Here is a 25141-nt window from a genome sequence, read left to right on the forward strand (position 1 = left end):
ACCGCCGCGGCCTTCCTTGTCGTCGATGGTGGTCGCTGGACCTAGCCTTGCCCCTCGGCCGGCGCAGCTTCCGCAGAAGACGAAGGCATCGCCCAGCTTGTCTCAGCGACAGGCTCGGCAGCCGGAGCTGCCGGCGTTGATGGCTTCGGCGCAGGAGCTGCCTTCGCCTTCTTCGGTGCCGCTTTCTTCGCGGCCTTCTTGGGTGCGGCCTTCTTGGCCGACCTAGTCGCCGCCTTCTTGGCGGCCTTCTTCGGGGCTGCCTTCTTGGCAGATTTCTTCGTAGCCTTCTTGGCAGACTTCGTCGCGGACTTGGCTGCCTTCTTGGCGGTCTTCTTCTTCGCCGCTACGACCTTCTTGGCCTTTTTGGCCTTCTTGCTTTTTTTCTTCTTCGCTTTCGCCATCGTGGTCCTCCTGTTGCCGCCGAACAATGGTCGATCGGGCGTCTTCAGCCGTCACTTCCGGACGAAAGCTCAGCCTTTGAAAGCTCAAACTTGCGCGTTCAATGCCGGCCGCGACCCGCCCGTAGCCCAATCGAGAAGCTCAATCGTGTGTACGACCGGAACTGACGTGCCACTGGCAATCTGCACCATGCAACCGATATTGCCCGCGGCAATCATGTCCGGCTTGACGCTCGCGATGTTGGCGACCTTGCGATCGCGCAACCGGCCCGCAAGCTCGGGCTGGAGAATGTTGTAGGTCCCCGCCGAACCGCAACACAAATGGCTCTCCGGCACATCTTTCACCACGAATCCATTCTTGGAAAGCAATTCTTTCGGAAGGCCCGTGATTTTCTGCCCATGCTGCAACGAACACGCAGAGTGATAGGCGACGACGATTTCATCGTGCGGCGCTGTGGTCGCGAGTTCGAGGCCGGCGACGTATTCGGTGATGTCCTTGGCGATCGCGGAGACCTTGGCCGCGTCGGCGGCGAACGCAGCGTCCTCGCGCAGCAGATAGCCGTAATCCTTGATCACGGTGCCGCAGCCGGAGGCCGTCACCAGGATGGCGTCGAGCCCCTCGCCGGCCGCTTCCTTCCGCCACGCCGCCACATTGGCGCGGGCTCGCGTCAAGGCGTCATGGTCGTCGCCGAGATGATGGGTCAGCGCGCCACAGCACTGCTCGTCCCGGACCAGGACAACCTCGATGCCGTGGCGGGTGAGAAGGCTGATGGCAGCCTGGTTGATGCGCGGCGCCAGCACCTGCTGGGCGCAGCCTTGCAGCAGAGCGACCCGGCCGCGCTTCTTGCCGAGCGCGGCGAACACGCTGCCGGCGCGGGGCCCCGGCGATGGCAGCCGGTTCGGCGCCAGCGCCAGCATCGCCTTGATGCGCTGGATCAACCCGGGCGTGGCCGAGGGCCGAGGCGTCGGCAGGAAGACGGCAAGCGGGCGGGCCAGCCGCGCCAGCACCATGCTCGCGCGAAAGCGCCGCGGGTCCGGCAGGACGAAGGCCAGCACCTGGCGCAACAACCGCTCAGTCAGCGGCCGCTGATAGCGCTGCTCGATCCGGACCCGGGCCTGGTCGACGAGATGCATGTAGTTCACCCCTGAGGGGCAGGTCGTCATGCAGGCGAGGCACGACAGGCAGCGGTCGACATGCTTGACCACCTCGGCGGTCGGCGCCTGGTCCTTTTCCAGCATCTCCTTGATCAGATAGATGCGGCCGCGCGGGCTATCGAGCTCGTCGCCGAGCAGCACATAGGTCGGGCAGGTTGCTGTGCAGAAGCCGCAATGGACGCAGGCGCGAAGGATCTTGTCGGCCTCCGCGATGTCGGGGTCGGCGAGCTGCGCCAGTGAGAATTCGGTCTTCATGTCGCAGCGCTCCGCGTCAACCGCCCCCGGTTGAGAATGGTCTTCGGATCGAAGCTGGCGCGCACCCGCTCGCTCAGCGCGGCAATGCCAGGCGCTTGCGGATGGAAGACATCGACATCACGCCTGACGCCCTCGGTCGCCCGGATCAGCGTGGCATGTCCTCCGAACGCGTTGGTGCGCTGGCGCACGGCCGGGGCATGCGCGTCCGGCTTCGGCGGCAACGCCGCCCAGATCAGCCCGCCGCCCCAATCGTAGATCACGTCGCCGCCGGTCTCACGGGCCAATTGGGTGCCGAGCGCTGCCCCTGATGCCGGCGGACAGACGATCCGCCAGACCGGCCAGGCGCCAAGCGCACCGCTTGCCGCGAACGGCAGGACGTCGCGGATCGTGGCCCACAGCGCCGCGGACGCCACGTCCTCGATCAGCGTCGCAGTTCCGAACGGCGCCAGCAATTCGCGCAAGGAGCCTGCGCGGTGCGCGGCAGAGGCCGTGATGCCCTCGAGCCGCAGCACGGTCAGCGCCTCGTCCTGGCCCCCGATGTCGCCAAGTCCTTCCGACTTGGCCCGAAAGGCCGATTTCGGCAGATGCGCGGCACCGGAAACGTCGAAGGGCGAGCCGAGTGCCGCCGTCATGGCCTTGTTGGCCCCGGGGTCGTCGAGCCCGTGCAGCACCAACGTCCGCTCGGCCTCGGGCTTGGGCATCACTTTGAGCGTGACCTCCGTCATCACCGACAGCGTGCCCCAGGATCCGGCGAGAAGCTTGCAGAGGTCGTAGCCTGTGACGTTCTTCACCACCTTGCCGCCGGTCTTGAAGCTGTCGCCGAAACCGGAGACGGCGTGCGCCCCGAGCAGGTGATCGCGCGCCCCGCCCGCCCTGATCCGCCGCGGACCAGCGAGCCCGGCGGCGATCATGCCGCCGATGGTTCCGAGCGCCGGCGTGCCGAGCAACGGCGCCGTGTCCATCGGCTCGAAGGCGAATTGCTGGTTCTTGGCATCGATCAGCGACAGCACGTCGGCCAGCGGCGCACCGGCCTGGAGCGTGACGATCAGCTCGTTGGGCTCGTAGGAGGTGACGGCATTGAGCGCCGAGACGTCGAGCACGGCATTGGTCGCCATCGCGTGGCCGATGCCGCGCTTGGAGCCATGACCGATGATCTCGAGCGGCTGCTCGTTGGCGATCGCCGCGCGCACCACTTCTTCGACGTCTTTGGCGTCTCTGACCTTCAGCGTATCCACGGGAAGAGGCCGTAACGAAATTCGCGCCGGAAATCAAATCTGGCAAGCCTTGAGCATCGCCCAGCCCGGCAATCTCTGGTGCAACGCGAAAGAGCGGCGGCCACGCGCTCCCCCTGCTGGGCAGACGTCAGCGCACGCCATACGACTGTCGTCAGGGGCGATTGCGGACGATTAGGGTTGCCTGCTCTCTGAGTGAGGACTCCAATAGGAACGGACGCAAGCACTCGCATTTGACATGCATTCGGCGCGCCGGCGCGAAGCGAGCGAAATGGGCGGGGCGATCTACGGCTCTTGTCAGGCGCGTCACAATCACCACGAAGAGGAGGCTTGCCATGAACGTGGAGCGAGTTCGTATCTCCCGACGGCAATCCGTTGCCGGTTTGTCGGTCCTTGGCCTGAGTGGGCTGTTGATCCCCACAGCCCATGCGCAGCACAAAGCACAACAGAAGCACCAGGAAACCACTGGGGTGGGAATACATGCCGCCGAAGTGAAGGATGAGGACATCTTTCAGTTCGCGCTGAACCTGGAATACATGGAGGCTGAGTTTTATCTGCGTGCCACGACCGGCAAGGGGATCGACGATTCTGACGCTGGACCCGACGCCGCGAGGGTCGCTGGCGGACACGAAGCCAAGTTCGACAGGAAGGAAATCCGCGAGTTTGTCGAGGAGCTGGCTGAAAACGAGCTTGCCCACGTGCGCTTCTATCGCAAGACGCTGGGCAGGATGGCGGTATCGCGCCCGGCCATCGATTTCGATGCGGGCTTCAAGGCAGCCGCCCAGGCCGCTGGTCTGCCCGCCGACTTCGATCCGTTTGCCGATGACATGAGTGTCTTGCTGGGCGGCATGCTGTTTGAGGATGTCGGCGTGACGGCATATGCCGGGGCAGCGCCGTTGCTCAAGAGCAAGGAGTTCGTCGAGGCTGCGGCGGGCATTCTGGCCGTCGAGGCGTACCACATGGGCATGGCGCGCTCGCAGCTCTATTTGATGGGTGAAAAGGCCTGGAATGCGGCCAACGCCATCTCCGACGCCCGGGACCAGGTCGACGGTGGTCAGGACAAGGACCAGGGCATCCGGATGAACGGCAAAGCCAATGTCGTTCCGTCAACGCCCGATGCCATTGCCTTCCGCCGCACGCCGCAGGAGGTGCTGCATATCGTCTATCTGACCGAGAAGCAGGGTGTCAGCAAAGGCGGGTTCTATCCGAACGGAATGAACGGCGTGCTCAAATCCACCTGAGTTCTCGGCCGAATGGGAGCCGGATCGGCCGTCGTGCCGGCGGCCGAAACGCGCCTGCGCACGATCATTGGGTAGGTCGCTCTTGATGCTGTCGTAATCTTGTTTGGGTGGCTCGCCCCACCCGGACGAGATCATCGTCGGTACGTCGAGCAAGCAAGAACCGTAGCGACGCAATCTCTCGGCGCCCACAGCTCGACTCCGCGTTCTGCATCAACCGTCGCGATCATCGGCACTGCTTTCGGCGAATCGGCGCGAGGCGCACATCGGGCGTTTGCTGACCTGCGATAATAGATTGATGAACAGGCGTTCATGGAACTGCGCAGTTTCCAACTCGTTGATCAAAGTTATTCGTTGAGAGGAGGAATGAAGATGAAGAGGATGATAATTGCACTTTCTGCCATCGCCCTCATCGGCACTGCGCCGGCTGTCTTTGCCCAAGGCGTATCAAGCAAGACGCCGGGCCACGAGATGCAAACCAAGGGCTCCAAGGCAGGCCATCCGGGAGCATCCGGCTACGCTCCGGGACATAAGAAGCAGGCCATGGGTTCTAAGAAAGGTCATCCCGGCGCTTCTGGCTACGCTCCTGGCCAAACCACGGGCGCGAACACGAAACGTAGCTACTGACGGCCATCTCGCAATTGCCAATAGGCCAATGACAGGAGCCGCCGCGGTCTCAACCCGGCGGCTCTTTGTGTGAGCGATCCCAAGGCGACGACGAGGGTTGCGAACGTGGGCGGCCACCCCGGAGCGTGGCACCTTCCCTCGTCCTGAGCAGCTTGCGCAGCAAGCGTCTCGAAGGACGAGATCCGCGCTGCAACCGCCGGGCCTTCATAGGCGAGACGACAGCTTCGCGGTCTCCCATGAGGATGTGGAGTGTACCTCGGGCCTCAGCTCCTGCGACATCCGCACTTCGATCATGATCGAACCATCTTCACCCGAGACTTGGCTACTGGTCGCATGGTCTTCGTCAAAACGGAGCTCCATCATGGACGAACAGGCAATGAACCAACAGGCCATCCATCAGGCCGTCGGCGGCGGCGGTTTGCTGGTTGTGGCGCAATGGGAAGCGAAGGCTGAAGAAGCCGATCGGGTTGCCGAGATCCTGCGCAGCTTCCTGCCACAGGCTCAAAGCGAACCCGGCGTAAAACTATTCCTGATCAGCCGCGCCAAGGACAATCCGGCCCAGTTCCTGTTCTACGAGCTATTCCGCGACGAGGCCGCATTCAAGGCGCATCAGGACAGCGCACATTTTAAGACCCATATCGCCGGTCAAGCCCTACCTCTGCTGACCAGGCGCGAACGCACGCAATATGCGCTGATGTAGACCCGCGGCAGCATCAGGAAAGCCGAATGGTGTAGCCTCGCTGCGCCGTTCGGCGCCGCGTCACGCCCCGTCATGCGTCCCCTGCCAATCGCCGCCACTCGCGCGATCGAGCTGAAACGTGACCGATCTTCGGGTGTGAATTGCGGCGAGGACTTCTCCCGATAGCGTCGACATAGACAGCCCAGGATGAGGAATATCCGACATTGCGAGCCTAGAACCGCGGGATATCCGGAAACGCCAGCTTGCCTGCGTGGACATGCATGCGACCGAGCTCGGCGCAGCGATGCAGGGTCGGAAACATCTTTCCGGGATTGAGCAGGCCCTGGGCGTCGAAGGCGCATTTGAGGCGCTGCTGCTGGTTGAGGTCGATCTCGCTGAACATGTCGGGCATCAGATCGCGCTTCTCGATGCCGACGCCGTGCTCGCCGGTGAGCACGCCGCCGAATTCGACGCAGGCGCGCAGGATGTCCGCACCGAACGCCTCCGCACGCTCGATCTCGCCAGGCTTATTGGCGTCGTAGAGGATCAGCGGATGCAGATTGCCATCGCCGGCATGGAACACATTGGCGCAGCCGAGCTGGTATTTTTCCGAGAGTTCGCGGATGCGCGCCAGCGCCTTCGGCAGCGCACCGCGCGGGATGGTGCCGTCCATGCAGAGATAATCGGGCGAGATGCGCCCGACCGCGGGGAACGCGGCTTTCCGGCCCGCCCAGAACAGATTGCGCTCGGCCTCGGAATTGGAGATCTGGCAGGTGGTGGAGCCGCAGCCATTCGCGATCGCCTCGACGCGCGTGATCAGCTCGTCGACCTCGATCTTGGGACCGTCGAGTTCGATGATGAGCAGCGCCTCGACGTCGAGCGGATAGCCGGCGTGGACGAAGGCTTCGGCCGCGTGGATCGCGGGCTTGTCCATCATCTCCATGCCCCCAGGGATGATGCCGGCGCCGATGATGCGTGCCACGCATTCGCCGGCGGCTTCGACTTCTGCGAAGCCGACCATCAGCGCGCGCGCGGTCTCCGGCTTTTGCAGGATGCGCACGGTGATCTCGGTGATGACCCCGAGCAGGCCCTCGGAACCGGTGATGACTCCCATCAAGTCGTAGCCGGGGTTCTCCGCCGACTTGCCGCCGATGCGCAGGATCTCGCCGCTCATCAGCACGATCTCGCAACCGAGCACGTTGTTGGTGGTCATGCCGTATTTCAGGCAATGCACGCCGCCGGAATTTTCCGCGACGTTGCCGCCGATCGAGCAGGCGATCTGCGAGGACGGGTCGGGCGCGTAATAGAATCCGGCATGCGCGACCGCCTGACTGATGGCGAGATTGGTGACGCCGGGCTCGGTCACGACGACGCGGTTCTCGAAATCGATCTCGCGGATGCGCTTGAACTTGCCGAGCCCGAGCAGCACGCCATCCTCGAGCGGCAGGGCGCCGCCGGATAGCGAGGTACCGGACCCCCGCGGCACGACCTTGATGCCCTGCCCTGCACAATACTTCAGGACCAGCGAGACCTGCTCGGTGGTGTCGGGCAGCACCACGACCATCGGCGGCTGCCGATAGGCCGTCAATCCGTCGGATTCATAGGCTCGCATCTCGGCGGCGCTGTCGATCACACCCTCGCCAGGCACGATTGCGCGCAGCGCGGCAACGATGTCCGCGCGGCGCGCGAGCACGGCCTGGTCGCTCGCAGGCATCATGATAGCCATATCAAATCCTTCATGGCATTTCCTTTCCGGCCCAGGCCGCCTGATCAATTTGTTGCGGCAAATCAACCACGTCCGCGGATGTTTGGGTAGGCCATCCGAAAGTCGGACAACGATCTTTCCGCGACTTCGCTCTGGGACAAGTAGGAAATCGTGAAACCTGTCATGGTCTGGCGGCTTGTCCAAGCCGGGCAGGCCTGCCAAAACCGGCACGTCCGACCATTGCCGCTCAGGCAAGAGACTGACTAGACCCACCAGGGAAGAGACGAAGAGCACCCGATGACAAAACTGACCTTTGGCGCACTGACGACCCTCACCGTGATTGCCACCGCACCCGCCGCGATGGCGCAGGATGTCGCGGCCGGCAAGACGTCGTTCAACAAATGCCTGGCCTGCCACGCGATCGGCGAAGGCGCCAAGAACAAGGTCGGCCCCGAGCTCAACGGCCTCAACGGCCGCAAGTCGGGCACCGCTCCCGATTATAACTACACGGATGCGAACAAGAATTCCGGCATCACCTGGGACGAGGCGACGTTCAAGGAATACATCAAGGATCCCAAGGCCAAGATCCCCGGCACCAAGATGGCCTTCGCCGGCATCAAGAACGAGACCGAGATCAACAATCTCTGGGCCTTCATTTCCCAATTCGACAAGGACGGGAAGATCAAGCAGTAAACGCGGAAAAGGCGGCCGCTAATCGGCGGCCGCCTGCGCCGGCACGATCTTGCCGATCATCGCCTCGATCTCCGCCTTCACGAGATCCGGCACGGCGTTCTGCACCATGTGGCCGAGATCGGGCAGCACGATCAACTTCGCATTCGGCACGGTGGCAGCGAGCGGGCGCGCGTGGATGCCGGTCGAGACGGTCTTGTCGGGCTCGCCGGCGATGATCGTGACCGGCGCCGATATCTCGCCGTAACGCGCGACTTGCCCGGCCACTGCTTCCTTCAGCGTCACCAGGTCAAAGGCATTGGCGATGAACTCGCGCGGACGCAGCAGCAGCGGCGTCGCGGAATCCTTGACGAAGCCGTCCGGCATGACTTGGGGCAGGAAGACGTTGCGCGCACCGGATTCGGTGAGGACGTAGCCGAGCGGCAGCGTGATCGTGTAGGCGAGCAGCGGACCGACCACGGGCGTTGCGATGATCTCGTTGTAGCGGCCGACGCCGCCGCGCCAGGGATGAGTGACGGGCGCGAGCATCACGAGGCCGGCAACGCGGTGGGGGTGATCGAGCGCGATCCGCGCGCCGAGGGCGCCGCTCCAGGAATGCACCACGAACACCGCGCGATCGATCCCGAGCCTATGAAGCGCTTCATCGATCATCCGCGCCTGGATCTGCGGCGTCGAATCCTGCCGCCGCAGGCGCGTGCTCCAGCCGTGGCCGGGGCGATCGATCAGAATGACGCGATGATCCCTGGCGAGGAGATCGCCGAGCGGCCGTCGCATCGCTTCGAGATTGGAGCTCGCGCCGTGCAGCATCACGATCGGCAGGCCAGCGTCGCGCGGGCCGAGATCGAGGACGTGAAGCACAGCGCCGTCGACCTCGATCATCCGGCCCTGCGCCGGAAAGGCGCGCTGCACGACGACGATTCCAGCCTGCGTGACGAGCGCCAGCAGAACCAGCGCCGTCACGATTGACATCACGATCATCGAGAGAATCCGGGCGATCCTGGGCACAGGGCAGTTACGAGTCTTGGCACACGGCAGTTTCGCTCAGCCGGCATCAAGGCTTCCACCGGAAATGGTGGGCTGTGGATATGTGCACAATTGGGGAGCGTAAAAACTCAATGGAATCAACAATATTCCTTGGCGACACGGACGCCTCGGCCCAGCTTCATGCAGTCGTCATCGCGGAATCCATATAATCGCCATGGTCGGTTCGGCCATCTAGGCGCGGGTGGGCGCCGATCCTCCTCGCAACCTCGGGGATGCGGGAAAGACCGGCAGGATGTTTCCTGGTTGAACCGGAGGATTTTCGATGAGCTTCAGATCGAATGACACTGCGATCGATGAGATCGTCGCGAGCTGTAACGGCGACCTGCGCGGTGCCGTGCGGGCGCTGCTCCTGATCAACGAGCATCTCGAAGCGGAGCTTGCAAAGGCTTACGCTGCAGCCGCCGATCGCGGCCTCTCCGAGCGCGGCGGCAGCGTCCTGCATTGAGTGCAGGCTAGTTCGACCCGTCCTCGTCCTTTTCCTCGTCCGGCGTGAGCGCGGGACAGGCGCGGATCGTTGAACGCGCAACCTTGGCGTCGGCCTTGGATTTGTAGGGGCCGTCACCGAACCAGATATCGCCGATGATCACGGGATTGCTGGTCACGATGTTGCATTTGCCGGTGGCGCGGTTGCCGACCACCCAGAACAATCCGTCGGCGAGGCTCGCCGTGCCCGACGCGAGCAGCAAGCTACCCGCAAAGATCAAACGCTTCATGGCTTTGCTCCTGCCCTGCAGGGAGGCCCGCGGCGGCCCCGGCAATAGCCCTCACGATGCGACGCCTGCGATCGTGGTTAATCCGCGCCGGCCGCGATCGCTAGAAGCTAGATGTCGCGGCCTTCGACCTTCTCGGTCAGGGCCTTGACCTGGTCGGGAATCTTCTCGAGGTGCGGATTGACGGCGAGTGCCTTGCGGTAGGCGTCCAGCGCGCGCTTCTCGTCACCAACGTCCTGCATAATCATGCCGAGCCCGGCGAGCGCACCGAAATGGCGCGGTTCGCGGATCAGCACTTGCTGGATGTCGGCGAGCGAGCGGCCGTAATCGTTCTGCATGTAATAGAGCGTGGCGCGCCGGTTCCACGCCTCGATGTAGTCGGGCCTGAGCTTGATGACCGAATCCAGCAGCTTGATCGCGACCTCGATCTTCTGCGCGTCGACCGCGGTCTTGGCGCGCGACATCAACAGTGCCGCGGTGTCGCTCGGGGTCTGGAGCCAGATCGCCCAGATCCGCGCCTCGACATGCTTGGCGCTGGCCTCATCGGGCGCCGCCTTCAGCGCGCCGAACAGGAAATCGAGATTCTTGGTGCGGTCGACCTTGGGCAGCTTGGCCGGCGCTTCCGGCAGCTTCTTCTGCTTGCCGGGCGGGGGCGGCGGCTCAATCTGCTGTGCTCGCGCCGGGGCGAAGCCGGCGGTTCCCAGGACAAGGGCCAGACACAGCGTAAGCGCGAAAGGGAATCTCACTGCCATGGTGAAAGTCTAAACGCGTAAAGCCGCCCTTGCAAAGCAAAGGCGGCGTCAAACTCGTGTGAGACCGGGTCTTGCGGGACGCGCGCGGCGTCCGGCAGGGCGAGATCAGCCCTGGCGCGCCTTGAAGCGGCGCTGCACCTTGTTGATCACATAGACCCGGCCCTTGCGGCGGACCAGGCGGTTGGCGCGATGGCGACCGCGCAGCGATTTCAGCGAGTTACGGACCTTCATGGCAGAATCCTGAACGTTCGAAAGGCCGTGTTCGGCACTACCGTTTCGGCACGCGCGAATGTGGCAAAATGAGATTTTTCCCGCTGGCAGACCGACCGCCCGGGACGGGGCGGTTCTTAAGGCATGGCGGGCGGTGATGTCAATGTTAACGGCCCCGTTCCGAACCAGCAAATTCGTGAAAACAACCCCATGCACAGTAGAAACGGCCGGATCGGCTCGATCTGCCAATCGATAACCTGCGGCTTTGCCTTGCAAAATTCGTTATATCATATAATCAATTCGGCAACCCGCCGGGAGGAAAACCATGCCGAAGCTGAAGCTGCCCAACATCGACGATGTCGTCGCCATCGACATCCACACCCATGCCGAGGAGCCCTGCGGCTGCCATGCTGACGACGGCTATGACGATTTCCAGGCGCAGATGGCGGAGTATTTCAAGTCGCCAAACAAGCATCCGCCGACAGTGCCGGAGACCGCGGCGTACTACCGCGCCAAGAACATCGCCGCCGTGATCTTCCCCGTCGACGCCGAGCGCGAGACGGGCTTCCGCCGTTACAACAATTACGAGATGCTGGAGGTCGCCTCCGACCACCTCGACGTCCTCATCCCCTTCGTCTCCATCGACCCGCACAAGGGCAAGCTGGGCGTCCGCGAGGCGCGCAAGCTGATCGAGGAATACGGCGTACGCGGCTTCAAATTCCACCCGACCATGCAGGGCTTCTACGCCAATGACCGCATGGCCTATCCACTCTATGAAGAGATCAACAATGGCGGCGCCATCGCGCTGTTCCACACCGGCCAGACCGGCGTCGGCTCCGGCATGCCCGGCGGCATGGGCATGCGGCTGAAATACTCCAACCCGATGTACATGGACGATGTCGCGGCCGATTTCCCCGACCTCAAGATCATTCTCGCCCACCCCTCCTTCCCCTGGCAGGAGGAGGCACTGTCGGTCGCAACCCACAAGCCGAACGTCTACATCGACCTTTCGGGCTGGTCGCCGAAATATTTCCCGCCGATCCTGGTGCGCTACATCAACTCGATTCTCCAGGACAAGATGCTGTTCGGCTCGGACTGGCCGGTGATCACGCCGGATCGCTGGCTGTCGGATTTTGCCAAGATCGACATCCGCGACGAGATCCGGCCCAAGGTGCTCAAGGCCAACGCGCGCAAGCTGCTGGGAATCTAGACGCGCTCATGGATCGGTGGAGTCTGGCTGATTTTCGTGGGCGCAACGGATACTGCGCCAACGGAAGCTGCCTCCGGTCACATCGTCCGCGCCAAATCACGGTGTAACTCCCGGTTCTCTAGTGGCTTCGGCGCGCAGCTTCTCAACTGCACGCAGGAACTCCCCTTCGGTGGTATCAGCCTGATCGACTTCGGAACGCATTCACGCCAGATGCGCTTCGCTTCGTTGAAATATTGCAGCGTTCGCCTCGCAACCCGATCGAATTCCTCGCACACTCTTGGCCGCGCAACAGCGCCCGATCCGAATTTCCTGCTTGGATCGATATCACGGGGCCCGCTATAGTCCTGCGGCTGCATCGAGCCCGGAGGACGGTCAATTGCCCCTCAAAGCCGTCGTCTTCGACGCCTACGGAACGCTCTACGATATCCAGTCGGTCGCTGAGATCACCGAGGATGCATTTCCAGGCTATGGCGGGATCATCACGCAGATCTGGCGCATCAAGCAGCTCGAATATACCTGGTTGCGCTCGCTGATGCGGCGCTACCAGGATTTTTCGGCGGTCACGCGCGACTCCCTGGCCTATACGTTGCGCGTGCTCGGGCTCGCTTATGACAGCGAGGCGTTCGAGCGCGTGATCGAGAAATATCTGCATCTTGAGCTCTATCCGGATGCGATCGATGCGCTCACCGCGCTGAAGCCGCGCAAGCTCGCGGTCCTCTCCAATGGCAGCCCGCACATGCTGAACGCGTTGGTGCGGAATACCGGCCTCGATCGCCTGCTCGATGCCACCATCAGCGTCGACGCCAAGAATATCTTCAAGCCGAGCCCGGAGGCCTATGGCCTCATCGGCGAGGTGCTGGGCACCAAGCCGAACGAGGTTCTGTTCGTCTCCTCCAATCCCTGGGACGCCGCCGGCGCGAAATCATTCGGATTGAAGGTTGCCTGGATCGAGCGGGTGGCACCCGAAGCCATGGCGCTGGCTTGCGTCGAGACCGAACTCATGGCACCGCTGACGATGTTCAAGGCGATCCGCACCCAGATGGACGAGCTCGGCTTCGCGCCGGATCATCGTGTCCGCGCGCTCTCCGAGCTGCCAAGCATCGCTTAGGGATCGCTAGCTGCCATGAGTTCGAGTGAACTGCTGGAATGAGCTGTTTGGAATGAGCCTGCAATCCGTTCGCGATTTCTTCGCCGAGAAAGCCCCCGACATTACCGTCATCGAATCCCCGATCAGCTCCGCCACGGTGACGCTGGCGGCCGAAGCCTATGGCGTCGAGCCGGGGCGCATCGCCAAGACGCTCTCGTTGCGCGTCGGCGAGCGCGTGATCCTGATCGTCGCTGCCGGCACATCGCGCATGGACAACAAGAAGGTGAAGGCGCAGTTCGGGGGCAAGCCGAAAATGCTGGGACCGGAGGAGGTCGCCGAGATCACCGGCCACGAGGTCGGCGGCGTGTGCCCGTTCGGCCTGAAGGCACCGCTGCCGATCTATTGCGACGTCTCGCTGAAAGCGTTCGACGTCGTGGTGCCAGCCGCGGGCTCGACCCACAGTGCCGTGCGCATCACCCCTGACCGGATGGCCGAGTTGGTCGCGGCCGAATGGGTCGACGTCTGCGAAATCAGGCGCGACTAGAGCCTTATCGGTTCTGATCGAATCAGAACCGAACCTCTCCGCGCGACCGGGTATCCACGTCGCGCGAAAGCACTTTAATCGTCATCGTAGGGTCGGGGCTGAGCCCCGGGCGGAGCCGCATTATAGCGCGGCGGCGGCGGCGCGGCGCGGTTGCGCGGGACCGGCTGCTGCGGCTGGGCCTGATTGTTCGACTGGAACACCGCACGGCACCCGCTGGAGAGTTGCGGCGTGTTCTGCTGCAAGCAGGCCACGATGCGGTTCACGTCGGGAATCTGATCGCTGCACAGACGCCACACATCAGGCGTGCAGGCCATCTGCTGTTCCATCGTGCCGCGGTATTCTTGCGCAGATGCCGCGCTCTGCGCGACGATGCCGCTGATCGCGAGCGCCACACCCAGCGCAATCCGCTCTGTTCGCATGTCCCGATCCTTCCCGAATCCGTCAAAACCTCCTCAATCAATGAGGCGGGGGAAGGTTCTGGACCAACAACAAAATGTGAAAGCGCGTCTGGAACCTACTCGACCTTGCCGATCTTCTTCACCGCCGCGATCAGCCGCGCGCTGTCGGCCGCGACGAATTGCGCGAAGGCCGGGGCATCCTGATAGGCCACGAGGCTGCCCGAGGCCTCGAACGATTTGAGCACGTCCGGACTCGTCATCACCTGCGCCATCGCCTCGCGCAGACGGGTCGCGATCGCGGCCGGCAGCGCGCTCTGCGCGAACAGGCCGGCCCAGATGTACATCTCGACATCCCTGTAGCCGAGTTCCTGAAAGGTCGGCACGTCGGGGAAGCTCGCGATGCGCTGCGCGCCGCAATTGCCGAGCACGCGCAGCTTGCCGCCGTCGACCTGCGGCTTCAGCGTGCCGGGTGCCGCGGCGATCGCCTGCACGGTACCACTGAGGATGGCGGTCAGTGCGGGACCTGCGCCGCGGAACGGCACATGCAGCAGCTTGATGCCGGCGCTGCTTGCGAACATCTCCATCGCCACGTGCAGCGTGCCGTAGGGCCCGGACGAGCCATAGGTGATCTGGCCCGGTCGCCTCTTCGCGTCCTCGACGAAATCCTGCGCCGTCTTCCACGGTGCCGAGGCTGGCACCGCGAGCAGCGTGGGATCGGCGAGCACGCGCGCGATCGGCATGAACTGCGAGACTTCGTACGCAACAGGACGCTCGAACAGGCGGTCGGCTTCGGGGAGCACCGCGAGCGAGGACAGTGTCATCAGCAGCGTGTAGCCGTCGGGCTCGGCGCGCGCGGCCGCGGCATTGCCCACCGATCCGCCGCCACCGCCGGCGCGGTTGTCGACGATCACGGGCTTGCCGAGAATCCGCTCCAGCGCCTGGGCCACCGGACGCGCCGCCAGATCGGCCTGTCCGCCAGCGGGAAACGGCACGATCATGGTGATGTTGCGGGCTGGATAGGTTTGAGCAAAGGCATTGTCAGGTAACCCAGCGCGCAACAACGGCAGTGCAGCAGCGGCGCGCAGGACGTCGCGTCGGTCCATGGCAGGTCCCTCCCCTCATTTTCTTTGTTCGCTCGCCAGCCTAACGTCGCGATCGGCAAGAACAAGATGTTTACGAAGCATTAGCCATGTTCGACTGGGTCCGGAACGCATGCCTGAGGCCTCCGTTTTCACTCCAAGGAGTGTGCCATGGGAAAACTCGCGACCATCGACGTCGCCTTGGACGAGATGCTGGTGAATCTCGCCGCGATCGTGTTGCGACTTTCAACGCCCGAAATGACGCGAACGCCGGAAGCGCGACGCGCACTGGCGCAATCTGTCCATCAATATGCGGTTTGCGCGAGACGCTCGAGCGACCCGCGTGTTCACGAATTGAAGTCCCAGCTGGAAGGGACACTGAAGCCGAGCTTGCGGATTGTCGCGATCGACGGCGTGAAGTTGCCTTCGTTTTAACCCGTCATTGCGAAGAGCTCTTGCAACGAAGCTATCCAGAGTTTCTCCGCGGGTTTACTCTGGATTGCTTCGCTGCGCTCGCAATGACGAGGTCGTTAGATCTGTCAGTCTGCGTGGGTCTACGACGTCTTTGCCTTCCCGCGTGTCCGCCGCTTACAGGTGCCCGGCAGCTTCGCGGCCAGGAAATCGCCAAGGGCCTCGACACGTGCGGGACGCGGGCCACCGGGCGGCGTCACCAGGTGCACGGCGCCTTCGGCCTGCTTCCAGTCCTTGAGGATCACTTCGACCTGACCTGAGGAGATCGCCTCGCCGACGATGAACTCGGGCAACTCGGCGATACCGAGGCCCGCGATCAGCGCCGGCATCACCGCTTCACCATTGTTGACGCGGAGCTGGCCGCCCGGGCGCACGCTGGCCTGCTCACCGGCCGAATTGGTGTAGTGCCAGGCATTCGGCGTCGAGAGATAGGCGTAGCTGAAGCATTTGTGCTCGGCCAGATGCATCGGATGCGTCGGACGGCCATATTGCTTGAGGTAAGACGGCGCCGCCACGGTATAGCGCGGCATGGTGAAGAGCTGCCGTGCGATCAGCGAGGAATCCGGCAGCCGCGCGATCCGTACCGCCATGTCAAAGCCTTCCCCGATCAGGTCGACGGTCGCATCGCTCAAATGCAGGTCGACCGAGACTTCCGGATAGGCCTGAAAGAATTCCGGCAGCAGCGGCGCCACGGCCTTGATGCCGAATGTCATGGGCACAGCGAGCCGGACCAGGCCGCGCGGCGCCACCGATTGCGCCAGCGCTTCGTTCTCCGCGGCTTCGCCATCGGCCAGCAGGCGCGTCGCGCGTTCGGCGAGCTTGTGGCCGGCATCGGTCAACGCGAGCCGGCGGGAGGTACGGTTGAACAGCCGGGCGCCGAGCCGCTCCTCCAGCCGGGTGACCGCCTTGGAGACCGTCGCCTTCGACATCGCGAGCTCGCTTGCCGCCCCCGCAAACGACCGCAATTCCACGACTTTTGCGAAAACCGCGAGCGCCTCGAAATCGGGGAGTTTTGCCATGTGAAGTCCGTCGTTAGTTTATTTAATGAAACAATGAGTTTCAACAGTTTCTATTTCTATACCACAGGCGGAGGCTTATCCAAGCGTCAATCGCAATTCCAGCAATGGAGACATCCAATGACCAAGAAGCTCTCAGGCAAGGTTGCTCTCGTCACCGGCGGCTCGCGCGGCATCGGCGCGGCGTCGGCCCGCGCGCTCGCAGATGAAGGCGCGGACGTCGCCATCAGCTACGTCGCCTCGCCCGAAAAGGCGGAGGCCGTCGTTGCCGATTTGAAAGCCAAGGGCGTCAAGGCACGCGCCTTCAAGGCCGATCAGGCTTCGGCCAGTGACGTGACGCAGCTGGTCAAAGACGTGGCCAAGGAGTTCGGCCATCTCGACATCCTCGTCAACAATGCCGGCGTCGCCGCGGGCGGAGCGATCGACGATGCCAATGCCGACACCGAAGCGTTCGCCCGCCAGGATCTGATCAACGTGCATGGCGTGATCGCGGCTATCCGCGCCGCCTCGCAATTGATGAATGAGGGCGGCCGCATCATTACCGTCGGCTCGATGCTGGCCGACCGCGCCTCGTTCCCCGGACTCGCCGACTACGTCGCCACCAAGGCGGCCGTGGTCGGCTACACCAAGGGTGCGGCGCGCGATCTCGGCCCACGCGGCATCACCGTGAACGTGGTGCAGCCGGGCTCGATCGACACCGACATGAATCCGAAGGACGGCGGCGAGTTCGCCGAGACCCAGCGCAAGCAGCACGCGCTCCAGCGCTTCGGCCGCCCCGAGGAAGTTGCAGCCGGCGTCGTCTTCCTCGCAAGCCCCGAAGCCTCCTTCGTCACCGGAACGGTGCTCAATGTCGACGGCGGATTCGGCGCCTGATTCAGGCGCCGTCCGTTCAAGTCAAGGAATTACGCAAATGATCGAACTCAGACCTTTCGCAAAGCTCGGCGGCGCCGATCACGGCTGGCTCAAGGCCAAGCATCATTTCTCCTTCGCCAGCCACTACGACCCGAACAACATGGCTCACGGCGCCCTGCGGGTGTGGAACGACGACGAGATCGCGCCGAACACCGGCTTTCCCGCTCACCCCCACGCCAACATGGAAATCATCACCTATGTGCGCGAGGGCGCGATCACCCATCAGGACAGCCTCGGCAACGAGGGACGCACCGAGGCCGGCGACGTGCAGGTGATGAGCGCCGGCAGCGGCATCCGCCACTCCGAGTACAATCTCGAGCCGACCAGAACGCGGATCTTCCAGATCTGGATCGAGCCGACCGCACGCGGCGGTCAGCCGACCTGGGGCTCGAAACCATTCCCCAAGGCGGACCGTTCCGGCAAGCTCGTCACCATCGCGAGCGGCTTCGAGGACGACACCGACGCGCTGCCGATCCGCGCCGATGCGCGGGTGCTCGCCACCACGCTGAGGCCGGCGAGAGCGCAGAATACATGCCGCAGAAGTCACGGCACCTCTACCTGGTGCCGGCTGCGGGCGCGGTCGAGGTCAATGGCGTTCGCGTCGAAGCCCGCGATGGCGCCGCAATCCGCGACGAGGACAGGCTGAAGATCACCGCTCTGGAAGATACGGAGCTCGTGCTCGTCGATGCGGCGTAGGCGCCCCCACCACACAGCAACTCGTCATGCCCGGCCTTGAGCCGGGCATCCATCGCCTTCGTAAAGAGCTTTTTGAAAAGCGATGGGCTGCCGGGTCAAGCCCGGCAACGACGGCGAACAAGCAACTCACCTCGTCATCCAACGGAGACCACCCATGACCAAAGTTCTCGTCCTCTATTATTCCGCCTATGGTCACATCGAGGCGATGGCGAATGCCGTTGCCGAAGGCGCGCGCGAGGCCGGCGCCACCGTCGACATCAAGCGCGTGCCGGAGCTGGTGCCGGCGGAGGTCGCGAAAGCCTCGCACTACAAGCTCGATCAGGCCGCCCCCCTCGCCAAGATCGAAGATCTCGCCAATTACGACGCGATCATCGTCGGTACCGGCACCCGGTTCGGCCGGATGGCCTCGCAGATGGCCAACTTCCTCGACCAGGCCGGCGGGCTGTGGGCCAAGGGCGCGCTCCACGGCAAGGTCGGCGGCGCGTTCACGTCGAGCGCGACCCAGCATGGCGGCCAGGAAACGACCCTGTTCTCGATCATCACCAACCTGCTGCATTTCGGCATGATCGTCGTCGGCATGAACTACGGCTTCGCCGGACAGATGAAGCTGGACGAGGTCACGGGTGGCGCGCCCTACGGCGCCACCACCATCACCGGCGGCGATGGCAGCCGCCAGCCCAGCGCCAACGAGCTCGCCGGCGCACGCTATCAGGGCCGCCAGATCGCGGAGACCGCCAGGAAACTACATGGCTGAGCTGCACGGCTGACGCGATCGCGGGCGGCATTTCTCGTTCGGGAATGCCGCTTCAGCGCGTCCCCTTGCCCATCGCCCGCGCCGCAAGCGCGGCGAGCCTCGGGTGACGGCGCAGCCCCTGCGCGGCGTGGTCGCGCCATGCATAGGGCAGGCCCCGCCAGGACAGTGCGACGCTGACATCGGTCAGCGGGACCCTCTGAGCGCCGAAGCGGCGCTTATAGTCCTGATTGCCGATGCTGAGATCGAAGCAGCGCACGCCCCCTGCATGCAGTGCGGCCATGGTGCGCTCGGCGACGAGCAGCCCGGGCGAGCAGCTCGACCATGAATCACCGGCGTGGCTGATGCGCAGCAGGTAGTAAGTCGCATCCTGCCTGACGCCGAGCGAGGTGGCGACGACGCCCTCGTCGCAGACCAGCGCCGAGACGACGGCATAGCCTTCCACGACGCCCTGGCGGGCGACCTCGCGGTAAAATCGCGCATGGGTCTCGTCGTTGAGGATAAATGGCGAGCCGAGCTTTCGCATGCGCGCCTGCTGCTGAACATCCATGACATCCAGCAGTTCATGCGCGCGAGCGATATCCGCAGCGATCTCGAACCGCGCGCCGGCATGACGGCTGAAGACGCGCCAGCAGCGCGGCATCTGCATGCGCTTGATCGAGGCCTGGTAAGCCTCATAGTCGTCGCCCATCAGCACCAGATTGCCGTTGAGCGAGGAGGATCCGATCCGGCCGAGCGAGACCAGCGGGTTCGGCTTGCCGCCGATTTGGGCCGGCATCTTCCTCAGGCGCAGCAGATCGAAGCCATCGGGCAAGGCGCGTAGTGCATCGATCAACGCCTTGCTGATGGCATCTGGCGCATCCGCGTCAAGCGACAGGATCGGCGCATTGTTATCGGAGACGCCGAGATCGGCAAATTCGACCACGCGGATGCCGCGCCTGGTATGGCTGATCATCGGCACAAGAGCGATGTCCTTGCCGGTCGCGGCATCGGAGATCACGGCGATCAGCGGTGTGAGGTCGTGGAACGCCTCGTACCAGGCGCCGAGCCAGTAACCGTGCTGGAACGCGGTGCGATGGCTTGCATTCAGGCGCAATGCGGCCCGCCGCCAGTCGCGTATGAAATCGACCGCGATTCCCGACGTGCTCGACACCCGGCCTTCTGATTGCTCGACGCTGAGGAACGTCATCCGCGGGACATAGGATTACTGAAGTTTCCGGATAGATTATGTTTTGCCGCGGAGGACAAGTAACGTCGCCTCTTATCGTTAAGCGATGCCACTTAAAGCCGCCCCGCTGCGACAGGTGTCAGTGCTCAGGTTCCACCTGCCCTGCGCACTGGAACCGGGCCAGGAAGTGCAGGCCGGCCACTGCGACAGCGAAGATGAACCAGATCGGACTCTGTCGGTCGAGCAGGAAGGTCTCGGTGGCTCCGTAATAAAGGCCGAACAGCCATACCGTCAGGAACAGCTTTGCCAGCGCGCGACTGCGGTTATGCGCCTGGGCCGACTGAAAATTGCCGAGCGGTGCGAGCACGAAGACGAGGATCACCAGCAGCAGCCCCGACAGGCCGATGGTGACGGCGAGGTCGAGATAGCTGTTGTGGCTGTGCGCCGCGCTCGTCGCCCATTCCGCGCCTTGCGTGGTCTGCCGCTCGGTCAAATCATCCCAGAAGGCTGCATAGCCGTGGCCGATGATCGGCTTCTCGGCGACGGCTGCGAGCGCGAATTCCCAGATGGCGGAGCGCCCGGTGAAAGTGGGGTCGAGCGGAAGCAGCCGCGTCATGGCGCCGAGCGACGGACTCAAGACGCTGCCCACCGTCAGCAGGTTCATCGCGATCAGCGGCACGAAACAGATGATCCGCTTCAGCCAGAGGCTGCGCGTGACGTAGACCAGCGACGCCAGCGCGTAGATCGCAAGGCACAGCACCGAGGACGTCTTGCCGCCGGTGAAGATCAGGAAGATGCCGGCAAGCACCGCGATCGCCGGCCCCATCACGAACGCGCCGGCACTGCAAAGGTAGATGCCGACATAGACCAGGATGGTCATCACCGGCGAGGCGACGTTCTTGTGGCCGAAACTGCCGCGCCAGTCACCGGCAAGCTGCGGCTCGGTGATGTCGAACGCGGTGTGAATCGAATATTGCGGCGCGAGGAAGACGCCGAGATAGCAGAGCACGAGCAGCGCGAGCGCGGCACCGCCGAGGCACAGGTTGAAGCTGCGCTGCGTCGGCGGCAACAGCGGCAGGAGCACGGCGAGCGACGTCACGCTCGCCGCGAGCACGAAGCGCTGAAACGAAACGCCGCGGCTCTCGGAGAAGGCGATGTTGATCAAGAGCCAACCGACGAGACAGAGATGCAACGGGGTCACCAGGGACTTCAGCGCTGGCGCATCGGTCACGGCGGCGAACAGCACGGCGACCACGGCCAAGAGGCCGAAGGCGATGTAGGTCAGCGCCATTCGCCCGCTGACGACAGTAGCGAAATTCTCACTCCGCAGGTCCGGAAACGGATCGAGCGTCACCAGGATCAACAGCAAGGCCGCGACGGCGACGAGACAGCGCGCTGCCCGCACCGCGTTCAGCCCTGCGAGCCCGCCGCGCAGGACGTGGCCCAACGATCGGGCCTCGACGTCAGTCATGTCAGCGGCGCTGCGATCCAAGCTGCGATCCATAGCTCAAGGCAGGTGAGGCCGGGAAGCTTCAGGTTCTAGCTCACCGCCGTTAACCATCCGTCAACCAGCATGTCGAAGACGACAGGCATATTCTGTGCGGCAGCGCTGCCGCACTCTAGATTTGCCGCAGGCTCAATGTCACCGGCTTAACGTTATTCCACGAATCCGGCGCCGCGCAGGCGCTCGCGGCAGCGACTTGCCCATAATGCGGGTATCATCCGCAGCAGCCGAGATTTCGATTGCTGGCATTGCCGGCTCGGCAGACGCGCCCTGGTTAACGGATCATTAAAGACGAGTCGCAGCTTGATCACCGCCGACGAGGTTCTCGAATTAACGGCTGCCTCACGCGTGATGCCGGCGGCGCGCCTGCCGTTGCCGGTGAATCCGGGCGCGTCGGTATCCGTCGTCATTCCCGCCAAGAACGCTTCGGCCTATATCGGCGAAACCATCGCCAGCGCGCTGGCGCAACGCGATGTCGCCGAAATCATCGTCGTAGACGACGGCTCGACCGACGACACGATTGCGATCGTCCGCGCCATGCGTGATCCACGGCTCCGCATGATACAAAACGCCTCCGCGGGCGTGTCAGCGGCGCGCAATCTTGGCGCGCGGCAGGCGGTCGGCGATTGGCTGCTCTTCCTCGATGCCGACGACCGCCTGCGGCCCGATGGCGTGGCGGCCCTGCTGGCGGCAGCGCGCGGCGCTCCGCGCGCGGTTCTCGTCTATGGCGACTACAACACGATCGACAGCGAGGGACGGCAGATCGGCCGGCGCGATCTGCTGAAGGGACGCCGCAAGCCGTCCGGCGACGTGCTGACGCGGCTCGCAGCCGGCAACTTCATCGTCAATGGCGGCATCGTGCTCACCCGTGCGGAGGCTTTTCGCGCTGTGGGCGGCTTCGACGTCTCCCTCAGATATTGCGAGGATTGGCATTGCTGGTGCCGACTTGCCGCGATCGGCGAGTTCGAATTCGCGCCAAAGCTCCTGCTCGACTATCGCCTGCACACGGCGAACACGATGAATGCCGCGGTGCGGACGCCGCAGGATTTCTTCCCGGCGGTCGCGCGAGTCTTCGACGACGGGCTGATCCTGGCGAGACTGCCCGAAGGCACGGCCGGCGCGCTGCGCCGGGCCGCCGAGATTCATCTCGTCACCTATTCGGCGATGCAGGCGGTTCGCTTCGGCAGATATCGCGACGCCGTCGCCTATCTCGCCATGGTCGGCCGGCGCTCGCTCAAATCGCTGCCGCGCTCCGCGCTCCGGGTCGTCCTCGCCCGTTTTGGCATCTAGCTCCGCTACCAGGGCGTCAGGACACGATCTTCGAGGCTTCATAGGGCTTCGGCTCGATGCCGAATGCCGCAAGCACGGAGCCGAGCGCGACCATCACGGGATGCATCGCGACGACTGTCTTCGACGATGTCAGCAGACCGGCCGCACGCACTAGCGACAGCGGCAACCGGCCAACCATCTGCGCAAACACCAGCATCCGCGCCGCTGCGCTCTGCGCAGCCTTGGACTGCACGCGATAATTGATCGCACCGATGCGCAAGCCTCGCTTCGCGATCCAGCCGAGGCTGGTGCGGCTTTGCGGCACGGTCTCGGTGATGACCGCCTCCGCCGTCCAGTGGAATGTCATGCCGGCATCGCGGCACCGCACGAAGAAATCGCAGTCGCCGCCGCCGAGGAAATTGAAGCGCAGGTCGAAGGCCGGACGCTCGAACCGCTCGAATACCGCACGCGTGATCAGACAATTGCCGCAGCCATAGATCAGCGGCACCGCGCCGCTGTAATCATAGGCGGGACAGAAAGCGGGATGACGTGACAGCCAGGGCTGGCTGTCGTCGTCGAAGACCGGCAACACCGGCCCGCCGACCACGTCGGCGCCGGTCGCCTCCGCGGTGCGCACCATCAACTCGAGCCAATCGGGCGAGGCGATCTCGTCGTCGTCGATCATCAGGAAGCGGGTCGCGGCGGGAAATATGGCCTGCGCCGTCTCGAACGCGGCGTTGATCGCCTGGCAATTGCCCTGCCGCTTCTCGACGAGGCAGATGCCCTGGAGCCTCCCGTCGGCGAGATATTCCGCGGCGACCGGCGCGCTCTCGCGCAGCGCGGCATCGTTCTCGACCATGACGACCGCAAAGGAGCGAGGTGTGCGCTGGCTGGCCAGCGAGTCCAACGTCAGCCGCAGATGCTGCGGGCGGCGGAAGCAGGGAATGCAGACGACGATGCCGACCGACAGGTCGATGACGCTGGAGCTCGCCGCGATCTCGCGGTTGGGATCGCACACGAGGTCCGAGAAGCGCGTGGCGGACAAGTCTGTCGGGATCAGTGTCATGACGTCCTAGATGTCCGAGATATGTTGAAAAAGCCCTGCTTCGATCGCGCGGATCGGCCGCGTCCCGCGACGGCACATCGCGGCGGGACAGATGCGTCCCAAAATGAACGGCCGGCGAGCGGAAAATCCTCGCGCACGCTGGCGATCTCCAGCCATCTTGGCACAAACACCATGCAGTTAACCGCCTTCGCACGCTTCCGCAGCGAAACCTCGCACCCGTGTTAGTGCAACTCGCGGTCCAATGCGCCGACAACACCTCAACACGAACAATGCCGTAGTTAACGCCTATGCGCATTAACCCGACCGTAAGCACTGCGATCAGTGAGATGGCGCGGCATCAGATTTGCTCTTCGGCCAAGCGAGTTTTTTCCTGTAAATTTGAATAGAACAAGTGCGGTCAGAAAATCATGAACAAGCCAGCGACGATCGAGTTCGCGACAGCCACGGCGATCAACGTCTCCGCGGCCACTCCCCCCACCCAGGCGCTGCACGATCTGATCCCTGGCGAAGCCCGCGACAGCCTGCTCGCGATTCATGACGTGCTGCGCCGCGAACTGCCGCAGGGCCGGCTCGCCATCTATGAAGCCGGCGGTGGCTCGTGCAGCGTTCTGCCGCCGGACTTGCCAAGCCGCAGTCACATCACCGTCGTCGACATCGACGAGGATCAGGTCCGCAACAATACCTACGCGGACGTGGCGATCCTCGGTGACGTCCAGACCTACCGTTTTGGGCAAGAGACTTTCGATCTCGTCATCTGTTACAACGTGATCGAACATCTTCCCGACGTCGAAGCCGCACTGCTGAATTTCCGCGATGCGCTCAAGCGCGGCGGAATGATCCTGATCGGCGCCCCCAACCCGCGCTCGCTGTCCGGCGTGGTCACCAAATACTCGCCGCATTGGTTCCACGTCTGGTTCTACCGGAATATCCGCGGCATCAAGGATGCCGGCCTGCCGGGCGAGCCGCCGTTCCCGACGTTCTTCCATCCGCTGGTGACATTGCCGAGGCTCGAAGCATTTGCGGCCGCCAACGGTCTCGAGATGATCTATCGTCGTGAAGTCGAGAGCCCGCGCTATCCCGAGATGCGCCGGCGCAAGCCTTTGTTTGCGGCCCTGGCCGACGCTGGGGCCACGGTGCTGAACGCCGTGCTGCCGCGCGGCACCGACGTCCGCCGCGGCGATTATCACGTCATCCTGCGAAAGAGCTGACGCCATGCGCGCGCAGCGGATCGCACAACAAGCGAAGCTTCGCGGCCACGCTGCGCGCGGTAACGAA

The 25141-nt window shown here is 63.8% G+C and carries 27 protein-coding genes and 1 pseudogene; 14 read left to right on the plus strand and 14 right to left on the minus strand.

Annotation, left to right across the window (positions count from 1 at the left end):
- Positions 1 to 41: 41 nt before the first annotated feature.
- The 3 genes from IVA91_RS21995 to IVA91_RS22005 all read right to left on the minus strand — a co-directional run bounded on the left by IVA91_RS21995 (position 42) and on the right by IVA91_RS22005 (position 3043).
- Positions 42 to 401: a histone gene (locus IVA91_RS21995; protein ID WP_247277614.1), complete on the minus strand. Its 360-nt coding sequence runs from the start codon at positions 399 to 401 to the stop codon at positions 42 to 44.
- Positions 402 to 485: 84 nt separating this feature from the next.
- The gene (gene glcF, locus IVA91_RS22000; RefSeq protein WP_247277615.1) at positions 486 to 1808 is read right to left on the minus strand and encodes a glycolate oxidase subunit GlcF; all 1323 of its coding nucleotides are present in this window, start codon (positions 1806 to 1808) and stop codon (positions 486 to 488) included.
- Entirely contained in the window at positions 1805 to 3043 is a 1239-nt protein-coding gene (locus IVA91_RS22005) for an FAD-binding protein (protein WP_247277616.1), read from the minus strand. The genes glcF and IVA91_RS22005 overlap by 4 nt, the downstream gene beginning before the upstream one ends.
- Before the next feature lie 332 nt (positions 3044 to 3375).
- Here IVA91_RS22005 and IVA91_RS22010 point away from each other — a divergent pair, with 332 nt between their 5' ends.
- The 3 genes from IVA91_RS22010 to IVA91_RS22020 all read left to right on the plus strand — a co-directional run bounded on the left by IVA91_RS22010 (position 3376) and on the right by IVA91_RS22020 (position 5605).
- A complete protein-coding gene (locus tag IVA91_RS22010) occupies positions 3376 to 4281 on the plus strand; it encodes a ferritin-like domain-containing protein (protein WP_256464547.1) in 906 nt (301 codons plus the stop codon).
- A 309-nt stretch (positions 4282 to 4590) separates the two neighbouring features.
- On the plus strand, positions 4591 to 4905 hold the full coding sequence (locus tag IVA91_RS22015; protein ID WP_247277617.1) for a hypothetical protein: 315 nt from the start codon (positions 4591 to 4593) through the stop codon (positions 4903 to 4905).
- Positions 4906 to 5266: 361 nt separating this feature from the next.
- Entirely contained in the window at positions 5267 to 5605 is a 339-nt protein-coding gene (locus IVA91_RS22020) for an antibiotic biosynthesis monooxygenase family protein (RefSeq protein WP_247277618.1), read from the plus strand.
- Between the two features lie 211 nt (positions 5606 to 5816).
- Here the strand turns inward: IVA91_RS22020 and IVA91_RS22025 are convergent, their stop codons facing one another.
- A complete protein-coding gene (locus IVA91_RS22025) occupies positions 5817 to 7310 on the minus strand; it encodes an FAD-linked oxidase C-terminal domain-containing protein (RefSeq protein ID WP_247277619.1) in 1494 nt (497 codons plus the stop codon).
- Positions 7311 to 7586: 276 nt separating this feature from the next.
- Here IVA91_RS22025 and cycA point away from each other — a divergent pair, with 276 nt between their 5' ends.
- Positions 7587 to 7982: a cytochrome c-550 CycA gene (gene cycA / locus IVA91_RS22030; RefSeq protein WP_247277620.1), complete on the plus strand. Its 396-nt coding sequence runs from the start codon at positions 7587 to 7589 to the stop codon at positions 7980 to 7982.
- Positions 7983 to 8000: 18 nt separating this feature from the next.
- On the opposite strand, the gene IVA91_RS22035 is transcribed toward cycA, so the two are convergent.
- Complete coding sequence (locus tag IVA91_RS22035; protein WP_247277621.1) at positions 8001 to 8957, minus strand: alpha/beta hydrolase; 957 nt, start codon at positions 8955 to 8957, stop codon at positions 8001 to 8003.
- 328 nt (positions 8958 to 9285) lie between these two features.
- On the opposite strand from IVA91_RS22035, the gene IVA91_RS22040 reads away from it, so the two are divergent.
- Positions 9286 to 9468 carry a hypothetical protein gene (locus IVA91_RS22040; protein WP_247277622.1) on the plus strand — a complete coding sequence of 61 codons (183 nt, stop codon included), beginning with the start codon at positions 9286 to 9288 and terminating at the stop codon, positions 9466 to 9468.
- A gap of 7 nt (positions 9469 to 9475) precedes the next feature.
- Here IVA91_RS22040 and IVA91_RS22045 read toward each other — a convergent pair whose 3' ends face one another.
- The 3 genes from IVA91_RS22045 to ykgO all read right to left on the minus strand — a co-directional run bounded on the left by IVA91_RS22045 (position 9476) and on the right by ykgO (position 10716).
- Positions 9476 to 9736 carry a hypothetical protein gene (locus IVA91_RS22045; protein WP_247277623.1) on the minus strand — a complete coding sequence of 87 codons (261 nt, stop codon included), beginning with the start codon at positions 9734 to 9736 and terminating at the stop codon, positions 9476 to 9478.
- A 107-nt stretch (positions 9737 to 9843) separates the two neighbouring features.
- Entirely contained in the window at positions 9844 to 10485 is a 642-nt protein-coding gene (locus IVA91_RS22050) for a tetratricopeptide repeat protein (RefSeq protein WP_247459119.1), read from the minus strand.
- Positions 10486 to 10590: 105 nt separating this feature from the next.
- Positions 10591 to 10716, minus strand: coding sequence for a type B 50S ribosomal protein L36 (ykgO, locus tag IVA91_RS22055; protein WP_006611362.1), 126 nt, complete (start codon positions 10714 to 10716; stop codon positions 10591 to 10593).
- A gap of 304 nt (positions 10717 to 11020) precedes the next feature.
- On the opposite strand from ykgO, the gene IVA91_RS22060 reads away from it, so the two are divergent.
- The 3 genes from IVA91_RS22060 (at position 11021) to IVA91_RS22070 (ending at position 13536) form a co-directional block, all read left to right on the plus strand.
- Positions 11021 to 11905 (plus strand): amidohydrolase family protein, encoded by an 885-nt coding sequence (locus IVA91_RS22060; protein WP_247277625.1) that lies wholly within the window; start codon positions 11021 to 11023, stop codon positions 11903 to 11905.
- A 376-nt stretch (positions 11906 to 12281) separates the two neighbouring features.
- Positions 12282 to 13013, plus strand: a complete 732-nt coding sequence (locus IVA91_RS22065) for a haloacid dehalogenase type II (protein ID WP_247277626.1) — start codon at positions 12282 to 12284, stop codon at positions 13011 to 13013.
- A 52-nt stretch (positions 13014 to 13065) separates the two neighbouring features.
- Positions 13066 to 13536 carry a YbaK/EbsC family protein gene (locus tag IVA91_RS22070; protein ID WP_247277627.1) on the plus strand — a complete coding sequence of 157 codons (471 nt, stop codon included), beginning with the start codon at positions 13066 to 13068 and terminating at the stop codon, positions 13534 to 13536.
- A gap of 74 nt (positions 13537 to 13610) precedes the next feature.
- Here the strand turns inward: IVA91_RS22070 and IVA91_RS22075 are convergent, their stop codons facing one another.
- Entirely contained in the window at positions 13611 to 13955 is a 345-nt protein-coding gene (locus IVA91_RS22075) for a hypothetical protein (RefSeq protein WP_247277628.1), read from the minus strand.
- A gap of 95 nt (positions 13956 to 14050) precedes the next feature.
- Positions 14051 to 15037 (minus strand): tripartite tricarboxylate transporter substrate binding protein, encoded by a 987-nt coding sequence (locus tag IVA91_RS22080; protein WP_247277629.1) that lies wholly within the window; start codon positions 15035 to 15037, stop codon positions 14051 to 14053.
- Positions 15038 to 15184: 147 nt separating this feature from the next.
- On the opposite strand from IVA91_RS22080, the gene IVA91_RS22085 reads away from it, so the two are divergent.
- The gene (locus tag IVA91_RS22085) at positions 15185 to 15448 is read left to right on the plus strand and encodes a hypothetical protein (RefSeq protein WP_247277630.1); all 264 of its coding nucleotides are present in this window, start codon (positions 15185 to 15187) and stop codon (positions 15446 to 15448) included.
- A gap of 119 nt (positions 15449 to 15567) precedes the next feature.
- On the opposite strand, the gene IVA91_RS22090 is transcribed toward IVA91_RS22085, so the two are convergent.
- Complete coding sequence (locus IVA91_RS22090) at positions 15568 to 16503, minus strand: LysR family transcriptional regulator (RefSeq protein ID WP_247277631.1); 936 nt, start codon at positions 16501 to 16503, stop codon at positions 15568 to 15570.
- A gap of 117 nt (positions 16504 to 16620) precedes the next feature.
- On the opposite strand from IVA91_RS22090, the gene IVA91_RS22095 reads away from it, so the two are divergent.
- The 3 genes and pseudogenes from IVA91_RS22095 (at position 16621) to wrbA (ending at position 18862) form a co-directional block, all read left to right on the plus strand.
- Positions 16621 to 17373: an SDR family oxidoreductase gene (locus IVA91_RS22095; protein WP_247277632.1), complete on the plus strand. Its 753-nt coding sequence runs from the start codon at positions 16621 to 16623 to the stop codon at positions 17371 to 17373.
- 37 nt (positions 17374 to 17410) lie between these two features.
- Positions 17411 to 18108: pseudogene (locus IVA91_RS22100) on the plus strand (pirin family protein).
- 154 nt (positions 18109 to 18262) lie between these two features.
- A complete protein-coding gene (gene wrbA, locus IVA91_RS22105; protein WP_247277633.1) occupies positions 18263 to 18862 on the plus strand; it encodes an NAD(P)H:quinone oxidoreductase in 600 nt (199 codons plus the stop codon).
- Between the two features lie 52 nt (positions 18863 to 18914).
- Here the strand turns inward: wrbA and IVA91_RS22110 are convergent, their stop codons facing one another.
- Positions 18915 to 20048 carry a GNAT family N-acetyltransferase gene (locus IVA91_RS22110; RefSeq protein ID WP_247277634.1) on the minus strand — a complete coding sequence of 378 codons (1134 nt, stop codon included), beginning with the start codon at positions 20046 to 20048 and terminating at the stop codon, positions 18915 to 18917.
- Between the two features lie 118 nt (positions 20049 to 20166).
- Complete coding sequence (locus IVA91_RS22115) at positions 20167 to 21519, minus strand: O-antigen ligase (RefSeq protein ID WP_247277635.1); 1353 nt, start codon at positions 21517 to 21519, stop codon at positions 20167 to 20169.
- A 315-nt stretch (positions 21520 to 21834) separates the two neighbouring features.
- Here IVA91_RS22115 and IVA91_RS22120 point away from each other — a divergent pair, with 315 nt between their 5' ends.
- On the plus strand, positions 21835 to 22821 hold the full coding sequence (locus IVA91_RS22120; RefSeq protein ID WP_247277636.1) for a glycosyltransferase: 987 nt from the start codon (positions 21835 to 21837) through the stop codon (positions 22819 to 22821).
- 16 nt (positions 22822 to 22837) lie between these two features.
- Here the strand turns inward: IVA91_RS22120 and IVA91_RS22125 are convergent, their stop codons facing one another.
- Positions 22838 to 23866 carry a glycosyltransferase family 2 protein gene (locus IVA91_RS22125; RefSeq protein ID WP_247277637.1) on the minus strand — a complete coding sequence of 343 codons (1029 nt, stop codon included), beginning with the start codon at positions 23864 to 23866 and terminating at the stop codon, positions 22838 to 22840.
- 407 nt (positions 23867 to 24273) lie between these two features.
- On the opposite strand from IVA91_RS22125, the gene IVA91_RS22130 reads away from it, so the two are divergent.
- Positions 24274 to 25074, plus strand: coding sequence for a methyltransferase (locus tag IVA91_RS22130; RefSeq protein WP_247277638.1), 801 nt, complete (start codon positions 24274 to 24276; stop codon positions 25072 to 25074).
- Positions 25075 to 25141 lie beyond the last annotated feature (67 nt).

Origin of the sequence: Bradyrhizobium sp. 153 (assembly GCF_023073835.1) — a bacterium.
Classification (GTDB): Bacteria; Pseudomonadota; Alphaproteobacteria; order Rhizobiales; family Xanthobacteraceae; genus Bradyrhizobium.